Origin of the sequence: uncultured Xanthomarina sp., assembly GCF_963971605.1 — a bacterium.
GTDB lineage: Bacteria > Bacteroidota > Bacteroidia > Flavobacteriales > Flavobacteriaceae > Xanthomarina > Xanthomarina gelatinilytica.
On record NZ_CAXATZ010000005.1, the window covers coordinates 16,631 to 34,673 of the forward strand.

Annotated in this window: 13 protein-coding genes; 5 read left to right on the forward strand and 8 right to left on the reverse strand. The window is 39.9% G+C overall.

What is annotated here, in order from left to right; genetic code table 11:
• Window positions 1-241: 241 nt before the first annotated feature.
• The 7 genes from AACY93_RS03210 to AACY93_RS03240 all read right to left on the reverse strand — a co-directional run bounded on the left by AACY93_RS03210 (window position 242) and on the right by AACY93_RS03240 (window position 8,807).
• Complete coding sequence (locus AACY93_RS03210; RefSeq protein WP_286854385.1) at window positions 242-877, reverse strand: hypothetical protein; 636 nt, start codon at window positions 875-877, stop codon at window positions 242-244.
• Window positions 878-1,599: 722 nt separating this feature from the next.
• Window positions 1,600-2,565, reverse strand: a complete 966-nt coding sequence (locus AACY93_RS03215) for an SDR family oxidoreductase (protein ID WP_286854386.1) — start codon at window positions 2,563-2,565, stop codon at window positions 1,600-1,602.
• Entirely contained in the window at window positions 2,552-2,863 is a 312-nt protein-coding gene (locus AACY93_RS03220; protein ID WP_286854387.1) for a GIY-YIG nuclease family protein, read from the reverse strand. The genes AACY93_RS03215 and AACY93_RS03220 overlap by 14 nt, the downstream gene beginning before the upstream one ends.
• Before the next feature lie 508 nt (window positions 2,864-3,371).
• On the reverse strand, window positions 3,372-3,689 hold the full coding sequence (locus tag AACY93_RS03225; protein WP_286854388.1) for a GIY-YIG nuclease family protein: 318 nt from the start codon (window positions 3,687-3,689) through the stop codon (window positions 3,372-3,374).
• A 221-nt stretch (window positions 3,690-3,910) separates the two neighbouring features.
• The gene (locus tag AACY93_RS03230) at window positions 3,911-5,200 is read right to left on the reverse strand and encodes a nucleotide sugar dehydrogenase (protein WP_286854389.1); all 1,290 of its coding nucleotides are present in this window, start codon (window positions 5,198-5,200) and stop codon (window positions 3,911-3,913) included.
• 334 nt (window positions 5,201-5,534) lie between these two features.
• Window positions 5,535-8,009: a tyrosine-protein kinase gene (locus tag AACY93_RS03235; RefSeq protein ID WP_286854390.1), complete on the reverse strand. Its 2,475-nt coding sequence runs from the start codon at window positions 8,007-8,009 to the stop codon at window positions 5,535-5,537.
• Window positions 8,010-8,012: 3 nt separating this feature from the next.
• Entirely contained in the window at window positions 8,013-8,807 is a 795-nt protein-coding gene (locus tag AACY93_RS03240) for a polysaccharide biosynthesis/export family protein (protein ID WP_286854391.1), read from the reverse strand.
• A 105-nt stretch (window positions 8,808-8,912) separates the two neighbouring features.
• On the opposite strand from AACY93_RS03240, the gene AACY93_RS03245 reads away from it, so the two are divergent.
• The 5 genes from AACY93_RS03245 to secA all read left to right on the forward strand — a co-directional run bounded on the left by AACY93_RS03245 (window position 8,913) and on the right by secA (window position 16,431).
• On the forward strand, window positions 8,913-10,775 hold the full coding sequence (locus AACY93_RS03245) for an ABC-F family ATP-binding cassette domain-containing protein (RefSeq protein WP_286854392.1): 1,863 nt from the start codon (window positions 8,913-8,915) through the stop codon (window positions 10,773-10,775).
• 157 nt (window positions 10,776-10,932) lie between these two features.
• Window positions 10,933-11,697, forward strand: coding sequence for a class I SAM-dependent methyltransferase (locus AACY93_RS03250; RefSeq protein WP_286854393.1), 765 nt, complete (start codon window positions 10,933-10,935; stop codon window positions 11,695-11,697).
• A 260-nt stretch (window positions 11,698-11,957) separates the two neighbouring features.
• Complete coding sequence (locus tag AACY93_RS03255; protein ID WP_286854394.1) at window positions 11,958-12,530, forward strand: cob(I)yrinic acid a,c-diamide adenosyltransferase; 573 nt, start codon at window positions 11,958-11,960, stop codon at window positions 12,528-12,530.
• Window positions 12,531-12,689: 159 nt separating this feature from the next.
• A complete protein-coding gene (locus AACY93_RS03260; RefSeq protein WP_007648604.1) occupies window positions 12,690-12,911 on the forward strand; it encodes a DUF2795 domain-containing protein in 222 nt (73 codons plus the stop codon).
• A gap of 163 nt (window positions 12,912-13,074) precedes the next feature.
• Window positions 13,075-16,431: a preprotein translocase subunit SecA gene (gene secA, locus AACY93_RS03265; protein WP_286854396.1), complete on the forward strand. Its 3,357-nt coding sequence runs from the start codon at window positions 13,075-13,077 to the stop codon at window positions 16,429-16,431.
• Window positions 16,432-16,565: 134 nt separating this feature from the next.
• On the opposite strand, the gene AACY93_RS03270 is transcribed toward secA, so the two are convergent.
• On the reverse strand, window positions 16,566-18,038 hold the full coding sequence (locus AACY93_RS03270; protein ID WP_286854398.1) for a hypothetical protein: 1,473 nt from the start codon (window positions 18,036-18,038) through the stop codon (window positions 16,566-16,568).
• Window positions 18,039-18,043 lie beyond the last annotated feature (5 nt).

The following is an 18,043-nucleotide window of genomic DNA, read 5'->3' on the forward strand; positions in this document are numbered from 1 at the left end:
CTAATATAATAATTATGAATTAAGAATTATGTATAATGGATTAAGAATTATGGATTGTCGGTTATCTGTTGTCTGGTGTCGGTTGTCGGTTGTGAATGTTGAGGTTTGAGTAGTGGGTTGTTAGTTGTTGGATGTTATATGATTTACTTCGGTACAGGCAGGTTGGGGATTGGAGTTTTGAGCATACAACATATAGCATATAGCATATAGCCTAAAGCATAAAGCATATAGCCTAAAGCCTTCAATCCAAATACCCTTCCTCCAAGAACTCTCGCAATTGGTGCAAAGAATACCAGTCCATATCATTGGGGTACAAATGATCGTAATACACCATCTCAATATGCTGACTCACAAAAAGCTCCCCAAACATATCCACCAAAATAATATACAGGTAATCTATATACTTTTCATAGGGAATCTCGGGATTAGCGTATGGCAACCCGATAAAATGAAAAACAAATTCATACTTATAGGTCTCCCTGTTCATATCCACCGGTAACCACCGCACCCGAGACAGGTGCAAATCAAACTCCATGAATTTGTAATGTTCAAGATCCTTGTTCTTGATATCATCAACAGTGAGTTTTGGCTGAATAAGGGCCGTAAAGACCCAATTGGGAACAGTAGGTGCCACGTTTCGTAAATTGGTAGCAAGTAGCATCCCATCCGGATCGCCATTGGCCGTTAAGATCAATTCAGCCTCAAGTCTATCTTTTGGGGAATGGAGCACATAGGTAAGGCTCGGGTGATAGACTTTCAACTGCCTGTCTAGCTCGTTAAAATAATAGGCTTGCTCATCCTCTGGAAAACCCCTTAAATGATAATAAGCCTCCTGGTATTCTGAAAACCACTCCCAAAATGCTTTTAGTTGTGCCATAATCTTAATTGTTATATATACATGCTTAATCCTAAATTAATCAAAATATTTGTAACAAGGTGCATACCCCTTTAAATGAAAGACTTGCCTGCCGGCAGGCAGGTTGGGTTCTTTTGTATCAAGACAAAAGAACAAATACCTTCCCACTGTCATTTTAAAGCAAGCCTGTCATTCTGAGCGTAGCGAAGAATCTGTAAGCATCAGCGTAGCTAATCCGACAAACCTCCCCTCTTTAGTTAAAGATGGGTAGACAGACGCAGTCTAGACGGGGAGTTTGAATAAAAATTAAGGGGAATGAATTTACCGGAGTGACAACGAAGGTAAAGAAAGGGCCCGCCTGCCTCCTATTTTGTTTGGTATTCGGGCAGGGAGTTTGCTTAAACTAATTATCTAATTTTAAATTACAAACCCTCCGTCTAAACCTTCCGTCGTCGGTTTAGCCACCTCCCTTTAACTAAAGGGAGGAGCCCTGGTTTAGTTATTGTTTTTATAACTAGTTTATTAAATTGATAATATCTCAATTTAAACTTTAATTAAAATACACCTGTTTTAATAATATTCCAACTGTTTTTAGAAATAAAGTAACAACTTGGTTTATTTAGCGCTCCATGAAACAGATTACTCACACACTATTATTTTTATAAATAGGTGTTTGTGAATGCTTTGCATTTGCCACGCTTCGCTCGCAATGACGCTTTCAGAGAAGGACTATCAATGACAGCTTATTTATTAAAATAATCCCAAGTCAATTTTAAGCCCTCCCTAACCGAATACTCAGGTTGGTAGCCCAACAACTTCTCAGCCTTAGAAATATCAGCCAAAGAATCCCGAACATCCCCTTGACGTTCCGGACCGTGGATGGCTTTTAGCTTTGAATCTGCTGCCTCGCTTAAGGCCTGCCACAAATAATTAACTGAAATCCGCTCACCACAAGCCACATTAAACACCTCATTAGAGGCCTCCTTGGAAGCAAAAAACCCTTTGATGTTGGCTTGCACGGCATTGGCCACAAAGGTAAAGTCGCGGGTTTGCTCCCCATCCCCATTAATGGTTGGCGACACACCATCCTTTAAGGCCTGCATAAATAAAGGAATGACGGCTGCATAAGCCCCATTGGGACTCTGCTTGGGGCCAAACACATTAAAATAGCGCAAACCTACCACATCTGTGCCATAGGTTTTACCAAACACATCGGCATAGAGTTCGTTCACGTATTTGGTCACGGCATATGGCGATAAAGGTTTGCCAATCTGCGCCTCTACTTTGGGCAAGGTTTTACTATCGCCATAAGTAGAACTGGAAGCAGCATACACCATTCGTTTTACACTAGGACTGTCTTTTAAAGCAATCATCATGTTTAAAAATCCAGAGATATTAACCGCATTGGTGGTTGCCGGATCGTTTATGGAACGTGGTACAGACCCTAAAGCTGCCTGATGCGATACATAGTCCATGCCCTTCATCGCTTGCTTACAGGTTTCCAAATCCCGAATGTCTCCTTCCATCAATTCAAAGGCAGGATGGCCCCTGAATTCGGTAAGGTTTTCTCGATAGCCGTTGGAAAAATCGTCCAACACCCTTACTTTTTTGGCCTTGTGTTTTAGGAGGTATTCAACTAGGTTGCTTCCAATGAACCCGGCTCCTCCAGTTACTAAATATTTGTAGTCTTTAATTTTATTTTCCATCATTATTAAATATATTTTGATCTTGACCTGTGAAATAAGATTTGAGGCGATTTCCTAAAAACATCTTTCCATAATGTGTTTTAAAATATTTTTCTCGTTTTAAGGCATCCTCTTGAGATATGCAGCCTTCAAAATATATTAATTCAAATGGTCTTCTATGCTTTGTTGATGTCACTTTTCCTTTTTGATGAGCCTCAAATCTTGATGACAAATCTTTTGTATAACCAGTATATTTTTTACCATCCTTTTTTGACAGTAAAATATACACATAATAATATGGAGACTCTAAATTTGTCATCATTTCATGGGTTGAAGCCTGCTCCTCCTGTAACTAAAAAGCTAAGAGTTGATATGTCTTGATTGTGATATGGGTTTTGATACATGATACTTAGTTTGTTGAAAAACTAAAAGTAAGTGTTTTACTGAAACACTAAAACTAAAATAGTTTATAGTTCATTTTATTAGTTGAAATTCAAGAACATGACTCTTCTTTTTTTGTGAGCCCCAAAAATACGGTGTCATTGCGAGGAACGACTTTAGGAGTGACGTGGCAATCCGTAACTTATTTCATCCTACACTTCTAGTCATACTACTAGTGTGAGCCTATCATTTTTTGTTTTAGGATACAACTCATTTAATAAAGTGCTTCATGAAACAGAATACTTACACATAATTATTTTTAAAATTTGTGTTCATCAGTTTAACATAATCCTCCAACCTTCCATAAGATTGCTTCGTCCTTCGTCCTCGCAATGACGGCTTTGGTGGTGAAGGCTCGCAATGACGCTTATTAATTTGCTTATAACACCTCACTCCTCTTCTTCATATCCAAACTCCCTCTTTACCTTCTCATACAAATCAAGCCATTCTGGATTAATACGTTCAATAAGCGATACTTTTTTTGTTCTATTACCAGCTTTTAATTGTTTTTCTCTTCCAATTGCATCACCTATCATTTGAAAAGCTTCAAAATATACCAGTTTATCCAAATTGTATTTAGCTGTAAATGATTTGTGGTTCTGTTTTTCTTTATGTTGTTTGATTCTTGTTACTATATCTGAGGTTACACCTATATATAAAGTAGTGTTGTTTTTGTTTGTTAGGATGTAGATGAAGCCTGGTTTCATGTGATTTCAGTACTTTGTTATAACAAGGCTATTTTAGCATTCCATGAAACAGTTTAGCATTCCATGAAACAGATTACTCACACACTATTATTTTTATAAATAGATGTTTGTGAATGCTTTGCATTTGCCACGCTTCACGTTTAACGCATCACCCGTAAGGACAGGACACGACCTGTCCACCACCACCATCATCACCCATAAGGACAGGACACGACCTGTCCCTACAATCGTCCGTCAACAGTCTCTTTTGGCAGTAAGGACTTGACGTCGAAAATAACACCGATTGGGGATTTTAACTTTTGCAAATCCAACTTCAGGAATTCTTTATGGCACACTGCCAAGACCACTGCATCATAATTCTCACCTAAGTCATTTTTGTGGCACAACAAATCGAAGCCATATTCTTCCTTAACTTCCTCGGAAGAAGCCCAAGGATCAAAGACATCTACATTCACGTCATAACTTTCAAATTCCCTAATGATATCAATCACCCTGGAATTCCGTATGTCTGGACAATTTTCTTTAAAGGTAATGCCCAAAACCAGCACCTTGGCGCCTTTGATGGTCGCTCCTTTTTTAATCATCATTTTCACCGTTTCCGTAGCGACATAAGACCCCATGCTATCATTCATTTTTCGCCCTGCCAAGATGATTTCAGGGTTATAGCCCGATTCGATAGCTTTTTGAGCCAGGTAATAGGGATCTACCCCAATACAATGTCCGCCAACCAGACCTGGGGTAAAATTAATGAAATTCCATTTGGTTCCTGCAGCTTCCAAAACGGCTTTGGTATCGATATCCAAAAGCCTGAAGATTTTAGAGAGTTCGTTTACAAAGGCTATGTTGATATCCCTTTGTGAGTTTTCTATCACTTTGGCAGCTTCTGCCACCTTGATGGAAGGAGCCATATGGGTACCTGCCGTGATAATGGATTTATAGAGGTCATCCACCACCTTGGCTATTTCTGGGGTGGAACCCGAGGTTACCTTCAATATTTTGGTCACCGTATGTTTTTTATCTCCCGGATTGATACGTTCTGGGGAATAGCCTGCATAAAAATCAGTATTGAACTTCAAACCAGATTGGGCTTCTAAAATAGGCACACAGATGTCTTCTGTAACACCTGGGTAAACCGTGGACTCATAAATAACGATATCGCCTTTTTTTAAAACCTTCCCAATGCTTTCACTGGCTTTTACCAACGGCGTAAAAATAGGCTTGTTTAGGTCGTCTGTAGGCGTTGGCACGGTAATGATGTACACATTGGAATCGGCCAAGGCTTCCAATTGGTCGGTGACATACAGTCCGTTTTGACCCTTGTTTTCTGAAAGCAATACCTGTTTTAAATGCTTGTCCTCCACTTCCAAAGTACGGTCTTTGCCTGCTTGAAGTTCGGCAATACGTTTGGTATTGATGTCGAATCCAACCACAGGATACTTTTTGGCAAATTCCACGGCTAAAGGCAAGCCTACATAACCTAATCCTACAATGGTTATTTTATCGTTATTCATAGTCTTATATTATTGATTAATAGCTTTTTTTTTTAATGAGTTAATGTGTTAATGAAATAATGTATTAATAAATGCACATCCCTTCTCACTATTCACCTCTCACATCTCACTTCTCACACCTGTTTTTTGTCACACTGAGTAAGCCTATTTTTTGTCACACTGAGCCTGTCGAAGTGCAATCTAAATATCGAATTGCAAGCAAATTACTTCTTAACAAGCGTCTTCGACCCTTCGATATGCTCAGGACAGGCTCAGCTCAGACTGACAATCCCTTTGCAATTCTCACATCTCACCTCTCACCTCTCACGCCTCACGCCTCACGTCTCAGATAATCTCAAATCCGCTTTAAAAAGGCCTTCACCTTCTTAAAGATGCCCTTATCTCCCGATTCGTGATAGGCATTGCCATACACCCCATAGCCATAACCATAGCCATAACCATAGCCATAGCCATAATTATGATTGGTTTTGTGCTTGTAGAAATTCAAAATGAAATGGATGTTCTTTATTTCCCCAGCACGGTATTTGGCATTGATCAATTGCAACATCCCTTTTTTTGTATAATCCAAACGGATCATAAACAAAGAGGTATCGGCATATTTTACCAATTCCAAGGCATCGGTTACCAAACCTAAAGGAGGGGTGTCCAGAATGATGATATCATAGTTCTCCCTTAAAGTTGCAATCAGTTCTTTTAATTTGGGGCTCATCAACAATTCGGAAGGGTTTGGAGGGATAGGCCCTGCAGGGACCACGTCTAAATTATCTATATGGGTTTGGTATTTGACCTCATCAAAAGGTTTTTCACCTATCAAATAGTTTACCATCCCATTATCGTTACTCAAATTAAAATCATCAAATATTTTTGGCTTACGCAAATCCAGTCCCAGTAAAATGGTTTTCTTACCACTTAGGGCATAGACCGTAGCAACATTGATGGAACAAAAGGTTTTCCCTTCCCCGGATACCGAAGAGGTAATCATGATGGTTCTTCCACCCTCCCTTGGAGCCTTATTTAAAAGGAACTGCAAACTGGAACGGATGGAACGAAAAGACTCTGCCACAGCCGACTTGGGTTTTTCAAAAACCACTAAGTTGTTATGGTATCGGTATTTTCCAATCAATCCAATAATAGGGATTTTCGACAAGCGTTCTACCTCATCGGACCCATGAATGGTATGATCCAATAAAAAGATGACAAAGATGAGAAACATAGGGATAAAAAACCCAAGCATCAACCCCATCATATAATTCAAGGATTTGTTGGGGCCTATCAAGCCCCCACCAATGTCTTTGGCTTCATCTATAATACTGATATCAGATACGTTTGCTGCCTTTACTATGGCTGCCTCACTGCGTTTGTCCATATACACATTATAGGCCTCCTGACTGATATCCAATTTACGTTGGATCTTTAAAAACTCCTGCTGGTCTTCTGGCAAGCCACTTAATTTGGCTTCCAGGTTTGCAATGTTACGTTGCAAGGAATTCATTAAGGTTTTAATGGTGCTCTTGGTCGCATCAATGGTCTCCAACAACACATTCTTTTCGGCATTGATGCGTCGGTCTATATCTTTAAAAATTTCAGAATCTTCCCTCATGGAGTACTCCATGCTTTGACGTTCTATGGCCAAAGCCGTGATTTTGGAAACCGAACTCATGATGTTTGCTTCCTCAATCCCAACCGAACTGGGTGCTGCAATACGTGTATAATCGGTTTTGGTACGCAGGTAGGTTTCTAAGGCGTCCAAATAATTCAGCTTGGTGATTTCAACTTCCTTTTGGGATTCCAAGTCTTTTAATTTGTTGGAAATCTCAGTCATTTCCATAGACACATCAAACACCTTATTCTCTTTACGGAAGGTGTTCATTTCCTCGCCATAATCTTTTAAATTGGCATTCACAGCTGCCAAACTACTGTCAATAAACTTAATGGTATTGGTAGCATAAAGGTTTTTGCGTTCCAGCTCAGACTCGCTTAAAATAACTGCCGTGGTATTTAAATAATCCACAATTTTGGCTTTGTTGGTACCTGCCAAAGACAGTACCAAAACAGAGGCTGAAGAATTGCTGTAAGGCTTTACCCCGATGCCTTGTTTGTAGCCATGGACCACATTATCAAAATTACTGAATTGAAGAAAAAATTCCAGCCCCGATTTAATGGTCCGTTCATTTCTTGGTTTTATCACCCCATGTAAAAAAGGCAGATCGATAAGCTCCCCTATTTGATATTGTTTGCTAAAGGGTCCTACAGGCAAGGAAACAGGAACACGTGCTTTGGTGTCATAGATTTGTCCAGACCCTTTTTCGGATTCAAACTCAGTAAAAATTTCAAAGCTGTCCCCAGACAAAAATCGCACCCCTATAAAATGTCCCAACACCTGTGGCTTGGTCTTATCCAATTCAAAAACAAAAGGGGCATCCTTGTAAACATCCACCTTACGGTATTTCCCTTCCACAAAGTAATTCATATAGGATTTTAAGGAATCCACCACTTTTTCGTTGTGCGTTCGGGTTTGAAGGGTGGTAATGGTTTTGCCCATTTTTCCAGACACCCCTCCCCAGTTGAAGGAAATACTGGTATTGGCCGTAAAAAAGGGATTCTGGTCGTTCTCAACGGAGATTAAGGAATCCAGTTTATAAACGTTTTGTTTTCTAACATTGATAAAATAAGCGATAATTAGGGCTACCCCAATACAGGCCAGCACAAATTTCCACAGGTTTAATACCTTAAATAAATACCCCCTAAAATCGAAGTTGATACTTCCACTCTCTCCTTGGTCTATATCTTCATATTCGTATTCTGCCATGGCCTAAATTCTATCTATTAACAATAGGGTTGTGGTTACTAAAGACAAGGCTGTTACAATGGTGCCAACGGTTTGCATGGTAGTGGTTCCCGTACCCCAGGATTTTTGCTTTAAGGGCTTGACATAAATGATATCGTTGGGCTGGATGTAATAATAAGGCGATTGCATGACCTTGGCATCCAAAAGGTTGACATGATGGATTTGCTGTCCTTGTGGGTATTGCCTAATTACCAACACATCTTTACGGTTGCCCGTCATTTGAATATCACCTGCATTGGCCAAGGCTTCAAATATATTCACCCTGGCTTGGTACAGGGTTTTGGTACCAGTGCTTCCCACTTCCCCATTTACCGTATAGCGAATGCCCGTAAGCTTCACCGATACAAAAATATTGGCTGTTTCCTTAAACTCCTCTTCCAGTAGCTTTTTCTCCAACAGTTGCTCGATTTCTTCTGTGGTATATCCCAACACATTGATTTCCCCCAAAACCGGGATGCGTATGTTTCCATGTAAATCCACCGTAAAACCATCAAAATAGGCTCGTTCATCGCCATCGGCATTTAGGTTTTCTTCGCCAACCGGGTTAAAAATTTGCACATTGTCCTGTTCCAAGGCCTTGACACGGATGTTTAAAATGTCGTTGATCTGAATTCGATAAGGTTTTTGTTTTTCAGTAATCACCTGGGTGCTATCTGTGGCCTGTTCCATATGTTGCAAATACACCAAATCCTTATTTGGAATACAAGACATGATACACATACACAAAAGGATACATCCAAGAACGAAGGGCTGCTTCATGAGGTACTTTATAGTTTATTCACAAATATAACTTTTCAGTAGGAATATCAAAACTAATGTGGTTAATTTTGGTTTTTATACGTTTATTTGCAAAAAATAGCTGTTTTGAACTACTTAACCGTTGAACATATTTCGAAATCTTACGGAGAGTTAACCCTCTTCCAAGACCTTTCTTTTAGCATCCACAAAGACCAAAAAATTGCCTTTGTCGCTAAAAATGGGACTGGAAAAACATCCATCCTAAACATGCTCTCTGGAAAAGACAGTCCAGATTCGGGCAGCATTGTTTACAGGAAAGACATCCAGGTCGCCTTTCTGGCGCAGGACCCGGATTTGAACCCCAACTTAACGGTTGAAGCCGCTATTTTTGACACCAAAAACCCAGTTTTGGATGTGATAAAAGCTTATGAAAAAGCTTTGGAACATCCTGAGGACACCGAAGCATTTCAGAAGGCCTTTGAACAGATGGAAAGTCATCAGGCCTGGGATTTTGAAACCCAATACAAGCAAATCCTGTTTCAATTAAAACTGGAAAACCTAAACCAAAAAGTAAGCACCCTTTCTGGAGGTCAGAAAAAACGTTTGGCTTTGGCCATAGCCCTATTGAAAAAACCGGATTTGTTGATTTTGGATGAGCCTACCAATCACCTGGACCTGGAAATGATTGAGTGGCTGGAGGATTTTTTTGCCAAGGAACAGATGACCTTGTTTATGGTGACGCACGACAGGTACTTTCTGGAACGTGTGTGCAATGAAATTATTGAATTGGACCAAGGGGAACTGTTTACTTATAAAGGAAACTACTCCTACTATCTGGAAAAAAGGGAAGCCCGAATAGAAAATGAGGCTGTGGAACTTGGCAAAACCAAACAACTATTTAAAAAAGAACTGGAATGGATGCGCAAGCAACCCAAAGCCAGAACCACCAAGTCCAAATCGCGCATAGACGATTTTCACGACATCAAACACAAAGCCCAGCAACGTCGCAACGACCATGAGGTGCAATTGGAATTGAACATGGAACGTTTGGGCAGTAAGATTTTGGAACTGCACAAGGTGTCCAAAGCTTACAAAGACAAAATAATCCTGGATGGCTTTGATTACACTTTTCAACGAGGGGAACGCTTGGGGATTATAGGGAAAAATGGAACGGGTAAATCGACTTTTTTAAATCTGATTACCCAAACACAAGCACCGGATTCGGGTAAAATTGTAGTGGGTGAAACGGTACAGATGGGGTATTATACCCAAGCAGGCATTCATGTAAAACCAGAACAAAAAGTTATTGATGTCATTAAGGAGTTTGGTGAGTACATCCCTTTAAAAAAAGGCAGACAGATTAGTGCGCAACAACTCTTGGAACGCTTTTTATTTGACAGAAAAAAACAATATGATTTTGTTGAAAAGCTAAGTGGCGGAGAACGTAAACGCTTGTACCTATGTACTGTTTTGATTCAAAACCCCAACTTTTTAATTCTGGATGAGCCCACCAACGACCTGGATATTGTTACCTTAAATGTTTTGGAAAGTTTTTTATTGGATTTTCCCGGCTGTTTGATAGTGGTTTCGCACGACCGGTATTTTATGGATAAGGTTGTGGACCATCTATTTGTGTTTAGAGGTGAAGGGCTCATAGAAGATTTTCCAGGGAATTATAGCGATTTTAGAAGCTATGAAGACAGTCTGCCACAAGAGTCTTCCATCAACGAAACCAAAAAGGACAAAAAAGAATGGAAAAAAGACAGCAACAACAAACTGTCTTACAACGAGCAAAAAGAATATAAAAATATTGAAAGTAAATTAAGCTCGCTGGAGTACGACAAGAAAGCCTTGGAAGCCAAATTCCATGACGATAGCCTAAGTCCAGAACAGATACAGGACTTATCCCAAAAACTGCAAGAGATCATGGATGAAATTGAAGCCAAGGAGTTACGCTGGTTTGAATTAAGTTCGAAACTGGAGGGGTGAGGGTTGTCGGTTGTCAGTTATCGGTTGTGAGGTGTTAGGTGTTGTGAGATGTGAGTTGTGAGTTGTGAGTTGTGAGTTGAATTTAAAAAATTATGGGATAACTAAAAATCTATAACAAACCTGTCTACCGACAGGCAGGTAACAGACAACAGAAACCGTGTACCAACAAAAACAATACATAAAATTTCTATTAAAGTCCACCAACCAACATGGGGTCCATTCCCCTTTTGTGTACAATCTGGTTACCAAATGTTTTTATGACAGTAAAACCTATCCCGAATACCAAGAGCTAAAAGCCTACCGAAATCAATTGTTATCCAACAAGCAGGTCTTGAACATCACGGATTTAGGTGCTGGTTCCAAGGTATCCAATCATACTACAAGACCTATCTCCTCTATTGCCAAGCACTCCGGAACCTCGTTTAAAAGAGCCAAATTGCTTTTTAGATTGGTGCGGTATTTACAATGTGAACAACTTTTGGAATTAGGCACGTCCCTAGGTATTGCAACCCAAGCTTTGCATATAGGACAGCCCAAGGCCAGCCTGACCAGCATTGAAGGCTGCCAAGCTATATCGGACACTGCCAAGACCTATTTAAAAATCACTGAAAACATCAAACTTCTTGTTGGGGATTTTGACACCCAGTTGACAGCTTTAAAACAAACCCATTTTGATTTGGTGTTTTTTGATGGCAACCACAGCAAGGAAGCCACTTTAAGATACTTTAAAACCCTACTGCCCAAAGCCCACAACGATTCGGTGTTTATTTTTGATGATATTTACTGGTCCAAAGACATGACAGAAGCTTGGGAGCATATTAAAAAACACCCTCAGGTGACAGTGACCATCGATACATTTTTTTGGGGCTTGGTGTTTTTTAGGAAAGAACAGGCTAAAGAGGATTTTGTTATAAGGCACTAGGTGTTAGGTGTTAGGTGTTAGGTGTTAGGTGTTAGGTGTTAGGTGTTAGGTAAATATATTTTTTAAATTTCAAGTTTGAACCTTTTCCTTTAGTTTTACCCCTTATGTACAAAACGTATCACGTTTCACCTTTCACACGTCACTCTTAACCTATAAGCTTTTCTCTTACGCCTTTTCCCTTATATCTTTTTCCCTTATGCCTTATCACTTTTTAACCTATAACCTTTTGCCTTTTCACTTTTTCATTTTAACTTTATCACATGAAAATTTACACAAAAACAGGAGATAAAGGCACCACGGCCTTATTTGGTGGCACCAGGGTGCCAAAACACCACATACGCATAGAAAGTTATGGTACCGTTGATGAATTGAATGCCCATATAGGCTTGTTAAAAGATCAAGACATGGATGCGCACTACAAAGACTTGTTATCGCATATTCAAGACAGGCTCTTTACGGTTGGTGCCATTTTGGCTACAGACCCAGATAAAGCCCTATTAAAAAGTGGTAAGGAACGTTTAAACATCCCTAAAATATCGGATGCAAACATAGAGCGTCTGGAAACGGAAATGGACCAGATGAATGAGAGTTTACCACCCATGACCAACTTTATCCTTCCGGGAGGACACCAAACCGTGTCATTCTGTCACATAGCACGCTGTGTGTGCCGTAGGGCCGAACGTTTGGCAACTGCCTTAAACGATTTGGAACCCATAGAACCAAACACACTTAGGTATTTAAACCGTCTATCTGACTTCCTTTTTGTCTTGGCACGAAAGTTGTCTTCTGATTTAAAAGCAGACGAAATTAAATGGATTCCCGAAAAGTATTAATCCGTCTCTTTCACTGTAAACACCTGAAAATACATTGGCTATTTTTCAGTAAAAACAGTGAGAAAACACGTTCTTTTTTTTCATGAGCAATTAATTGCTTTTTTTCTTGTTTATATGAACTAAAAATTTATTTTTGCAAAAAATAAAAACAATTAAAGAATGTATTGGACATTAGAATTAGCATCATATTTAAGCGATGCGCCTTGGCCTGCAACTAAAGATGAATTAATTGATTATTCCATTAGAACAGGAGCACCATTGGAAGTAGTTGAAAATCTTCAGTCTATTGAAGACGAGGGAGACCAATATGAATCAATCCAAGAAATTTGGCCTGATTATCCAACAGACGAAGATTACCTCTGGAATGAGGATGAATACTAATAAGTAACAAATTATTAAAAAGTCTCGTTCAGAGACTTTTTTTGTGCTTAATTTTTCGGGAAACTTAATAACAAACCGTACCTTTGAGGGTTGTAAAACCTCTAAAAGTACATAACATATATTTATCGGTCCATAAACTGATACAACTAAAAATTACATACAAATGACCCTTTTAGATTCCGTACTAAAAATATTTGTCGGCGACAAGTCGAAACAAGATGTCAAGGCCATCATGCCTTTAGTAAATAAAATAAAAACCTTTGAGGCCGCTTTAGAAAGCTTATCCCACGACGCGTTACGTGCCAAGACCACAGCTTTTAAAGAGCAGATTGCTGAAGCCAGGAAACCTTACCACGAGACCATAGAAAAACTTATGGCCGAAGCCGAAGCCACCGAAGACATTGATAAAAGAGAGGACATCTATCAAGAAATAGATGGCATTAAAGATACCATTTATCAGGTAACCGAAGAGGTATTGAACGAGATCTTGCCAGAAGCTTTTGCCGTTGTTAAAGAAACAGCCAAGCGTTTTGTAAACAACACCGAGATTACGGTAACAGCCAGCACTTACGACAGGGAACTGTCTGGAGAAAAAGATTATGTTAGCTTGGATAACGAGAAGGCCATTTGGTCCAATTCCTGGGATGCTGCCGGAAAACCCATTACTTGGGACATGGTACATTACGATGTCCAACTTATAGGAGGTATAGCCATGCACCAAGGTAAAATTGCCGAGATGCAAACTGGGGAAGGTAAAACCTTAGTGGCCACCTTGCCTATGTATTTAAATGCCCTTGCCGGCAAAGGGGTACACTTGGTAACGGTAAACGATTACCTGGCGAAACGTGATAGCGCATGGATGGCTCCAATTTTTCAGTTCCATGGGTTAACCGTGGATTGTATTGATTACCACCAACCAAACTCAGCTGCGCGTAAAAAAGCCTACCTAGCAGACATTACCTACGGAACTAACAACGAATTTGGTTTTGACTACCTACGTGATAATATGGCCCACTCGCCAAACGACCTGGTACAACGTCCACACCATTTTGCCATCGTGGATGAGGTGGATTCTGTATTGGTAGATGATGCCAGAACCCCATTAATTATTTCCGGACCTGTTCCCAAAGGCGACATCCATGAGTTTGACGCATTAAAACCAAAAGTAGAAGACATTGTTTCGGTACAACGCAAATACTTAACAGGTGTGTTGGCCGAAGCCAAAAAACTAATCGCTGAAGGCGATACCAAAGAAGGAGGTTTTCAGTTGTTACGTGTGTACAGGGGAATGCCAAAAAACAAAGCACTTATTAAGTTTTTAAGTGAAGAAGGAATCAAGCAATTGCTTCAAAAAACCGAAAACCAATACATGGCCGACAACAACAGGGAGATGCCAAAGGTAGATGCCGAGTTGTATTATGTGATTGAAGAAAAAAACAATCAAATTGAACTTTCCGATAAAGGGATTGAATATCTTTCCGGTAGCGACGATCCACAATTTTTTGTGATGCCGGAAATTGGAACCGAAATAGCTAAAATAGAAGCACAAAACCTATCCAAAGAAGCCGAAGCTGAAGCCAAGGAAGAATTGTTTAGGGATTTTGGGATTAAATCGGAACGTATCCATACCCTTAACCAACTCCTGAAAGCCTATGCCTTATTTGAAAAGGACATTCAATATGTGGTTATGGACAATAAGGTCATGATTGTTGATGAACAAACAGGACGTATCATGGATGGACGTCGTTATAGCGATGGATTGCACCAAGCCATAGAAGCCAAAGAAAATGTAAAAATTGAAGCAGCCACGCAAACCTTTGCTACGGTTACGCTTCAAAATTACTTTAGAATGTATCGTAAACTCTCTGGGATGACAGGTACTGCTGTTACAGAGGCTGGTGAGTTTTGGGAAATATACAAATTGGATGTGGTTGAAATTCCAACCAACAGACCCATTGCCAGAGACGACAGAGAGGATTTGGTTTACAAAACCAAACGTGAAAAATACAATGCAGTTATAGATGAGGTCACCCGACTATCAGAAGCTGGCCGACCAGTATTGATTGGTACCACCTCGGTAGAGATTAGTGAATTGTTAGGCAAGATGCTTAGCATTAGAAAAATACCTCACAACGTCTTAAACGCCAAGCAGCACAAAAAAGAGGCAGAAATTGTTGCCGAAGCCGGGAATTCCGGTCAGGTAACCATTGCTACCAACATGGCTGGTCGTGGTACGGACATTAAATTATCGGAAGCCGTAAAAAAAGCTGGAGGTTTGGCCATTATTGGTACAGAGCGTCACGATTCGCGTCGTGTGGACAGACAGTTACGTGGTCGTGCTGGGCGTCAAGGAGACCCAGGAAGTTCGCAGTTTTATGTGTCTTTGGAAGACAATTTAATGCGCCTTTTTGGTAGTGAGCGTATTGCAAAAATGATGGACCGAATGGGCTTGAAAGAAGGTGAAGTGATTCAACATTCCATGATTTCAAAATCCATTGAACGTGCCCAAAAGAAGGTAGAGGAAAACAACTTTGGCGTTCGTAAACGCTTGCTGGAGTATGATGACGTGATGAACTCGCAACGTGAAGTGGTTTACAAACGTCGCCACCACGCCCTCTTTGGGGAACGTTTGCGTGTGGACTTGGCAAATATGATCTACGATACTTCGGAAGGTATTGCCGAAACCAACAAAGCAGCAAACGATTATAAAAACTTTGAGTTTGAACTGATTCGTTATTTCTCCATGAGCTCCCCAATAACAGCAGAAGCTTTTGGAAAACTATCGGTTCAAGACATTGCCTCACAGGTTTATAAAGCAGCCTTTACGCATTACAGGGAAAAAATGACCAGAAATGCCGAATTGGCGTTTCCTGTTATTAAAAATGTGTACGAAAACCAACGTGATAAATTTAAGCGTATTGTGGTACCATTTACCGATGGAGTTAAAACCCTACAAGTGGTAACAGATTTGGAAAAGGCTTATGAAACCGAAGGGAAACAGTTAATCACAGATTTTGAGAAAAACATTACCCTTGCCATTATAGACGATGCTTGGAAAACCCATTTACGTAAAATGGACGAGTTGAAGCAATCGGTTCAATTGGCTGTTCACGAACAGAAAGATCCATTGCTTATTTACAAGTTTGAGGCTTTTGAATTGTTCAAGGACATGATAGACCAAGTAAACAAAGATGTGATATCCTTCTTGTTTAAAGGGGAACTTCCTAGTGAGGAAACCAGTGCCATTCAAGAAGCCAAACAAACCAGAAAAAAGGAGAATTTACAAACACAGAAAGATGAAATCCCTAATCTAGATGAGCGTTCGGCACAAAACAGAGCTGCTGGAAACACACAACGTCAACCAGAGGTTGTGGAAACCATTGTTCGTGACAAACCTAAAATTGGAAGAAATGATAAGGTAACCATAAAGCATGTGATGAGTGGGGAAAACAAAACCCTTAAATACAAGCAAGCTGAACCTTTAATTTCAAGTGGTGATTGGGTGATGCTAGAAGATTAGTTAGCAAACGACCCTGAAGCCAAAACCACAAACGCCACTTACAGTGTTGCCGGTTAAAAGCTTCTCATTAAAATAGTGTTAAAATATAAAGTCCCAAGGTTCACACTTTGGGATTTTGTTTTTAGAAGCCGTAATTATTGTAGGGTCACCTGACTGTACTTGGCATTTACCACAATGGTTTTATCGCTGGCCAAATTGCCTGTGGAAAAAGACGTATTGATCTCGTCTGAAGTTTTTTTGGGATGTTTTAATCTGGAGTATGTTCCTTTAAATTGAAAATTATAATCGGTTTTTGGCAAGCTTAACCTTGCTTTGCTATTTTCCAAAACAATGTTTAGGTTATTGAAAGCAGCTGAGATATGACCTATAATCAAGTCGCCAAAACTCCCATCAATAATGGCATTGCCTTGTAATTCGCCTATAGAGATATTGGATGAATTGGAACTCAAAGCCAATCTGTTAACCATCCCTAAGTCTGCTTTTTCAACATAATTCAGTTTTAATTCCCCCATGTTCCAATAGGAAATTGTCACTGGGGAATAAGAAGCATTGATGGAAGTGAGACTTCCATCAATGCCATTTGCCAAGAAACTGGTATGTGACAAATCGGCTTTTAAGTTGTGAATTACAGAGGCCATAATCAATTCACCATAACGCACATTCAAATTAAGTTTGGCTTTTTTAGGCATCTTGATTTTTATGGTCTTTTTCACTTTTTGGTCATTCATACCAACATCTGAAGCCTGTATGGGTTTTTGACTGTTTGAGCGGATTTTGGCTCGGTTTCTATAAGCCTCTTCCCTAGCCTCCATGGCTTCTTTGCGCTGTTCTTGGGCTTCCATGCGTTGTTCCAGTGCAGCTGCCCTGGCTTCCATGCGTTTTTCAAATTGTTGCCCCCAGGCTTCCATGTCTTTGCCAAATTGCTCTCCAAATTCTTTACCAAATTGTTCTCCCCAAGCTTCCATACGTTTTTGAAAGTTTTTCATTTCCTCGCTGGATTCCACTTGTTTGGCCCAAGCTTCCATACGTTTGGCATATTCCTTACCGTAGGTTTCACCATATTCCTTACTCCATTTTTCCATATAAGCATCGCCTTCCTTTTGATATTTTTCAAAATTGAAATCAGACTTGGTCATGCCTTCGGGCAATTCTGGTAATTTCGGCATTTTGGGCATTTTGGGCATATTGGCCAAGTCTAAAGATTCCATCAACCCATCCATAATGGGCATATTGGCCAATTCAAATTCCAGATCCTGTAAGGCTCCAAAAGATTGCTCGCTTAAAATTTGATGATTATAGGCCCAAGCTTGGTTATCGGCATCTGAAGTAATCGTTACCGAATGGTTAGACCCTTCAACTTGTATTTTCCAATTGTCCAGATAGGTTTTTAACTCTTCCTTGCTTAGAGAGCTGCTCTCCACAAATGCTTCTATCTCTATAAGATCCTTGTTCCAGGTATCTATTTCAATAGTGGTGTAATTGGTATTTAAGTCTATGGTGACCTGATCGGTCACTTTAATGGATTGGGATATTTTTTCCAGTTTTTGTTGGGCTTTTGTTCCAAAGACCGTTAGAAAAAATAAGCTTGTTATGAGTATGTGTTTCATTTTTA

What these genes read in the sequence shown, in the direction of transcription:
- AACY93_RS03210 (WP_286854385.1), bottom strand. Translation starts at nt 877, where the DNA reads ATGGCACAACTAAAAGCATTTTGGGAGTGGTTTTCAGAATACCAGGAG.
- AACY93_RS03260 (WP_007648604.1), top strand. Translation starts at nt 12,690, where the DNA reads ATGTATTGGACATTAGAATTAGCATCATATTTAAGCGATGCGCCTTGG.
- AACY93_RS03270 (WP_286854398.1), bottom strand. Translation starts at nt 18,038, where the DNA reads ATGAAACACATACTCATAACAAGCTTATTTTTTCTAACGGTCTTTGGA.
- AACY93_RS03220 (WP_286854387.1), bottom strand. Translation starts at nt 2,863, where the DNA reads ATGATGACAAATTTAGAGTCTCCATATTATTATGTGTATATTTTACTG.
- secA (WP_286854396.1), top strand. Translation starts at nt 13,075, where the DNA reads ATGACCCTTTTAGATTCCGTACTAAAAATATTTGTCGGCGACAAGTCG.
- AACY93_RS03225 (WP_286854388.1), bottom strand. Translation starts at nt 3,689, where the DNA reads ATGAAACCAGGCTTCATCTACATCCTAACAAACAAAAACAACACTACT.
- AACY93_RS03235 (WP_286854390.1), bottom strand. Translation starts at nt 8,009, where the DNA reads ATGGCAGAATACGAATATGAAGATATAGACCAAGGAGAGAGTGGAAGT.
- AACY93_RS03255 (WP_286854394.1), top strand. Translation starts at nt 11,958, where the DNA reads ATGAAAATTTACACAAAAACAGGAGATAAAGGCACCACGGCCTTATTT.
- AACY93_RS03240 (WP_286854391.1), bottom strand. Translation starts at nt 8,807, where the DNA reads ATGAAGCAGCCCTTCGTTCTTGGATGTATCCTTTTGTGTATGTGTATC.
- AACY93_RS03230 (WP_286854389.1), bottom strand. Translation starts at nt 5,200, where the DNA reads ATGAATAACGATAAAATAACCATTGTAGGATTAGGTTATGTAGGCTTG.
- AACY93_RS03215 (WP_286854386.1), bottom strand. Translation starts at nt 2,565, where the DNA reads ATGATGGAAAATAAAATTAAAGACTACAAATATTTAGTAACTGGAGGA.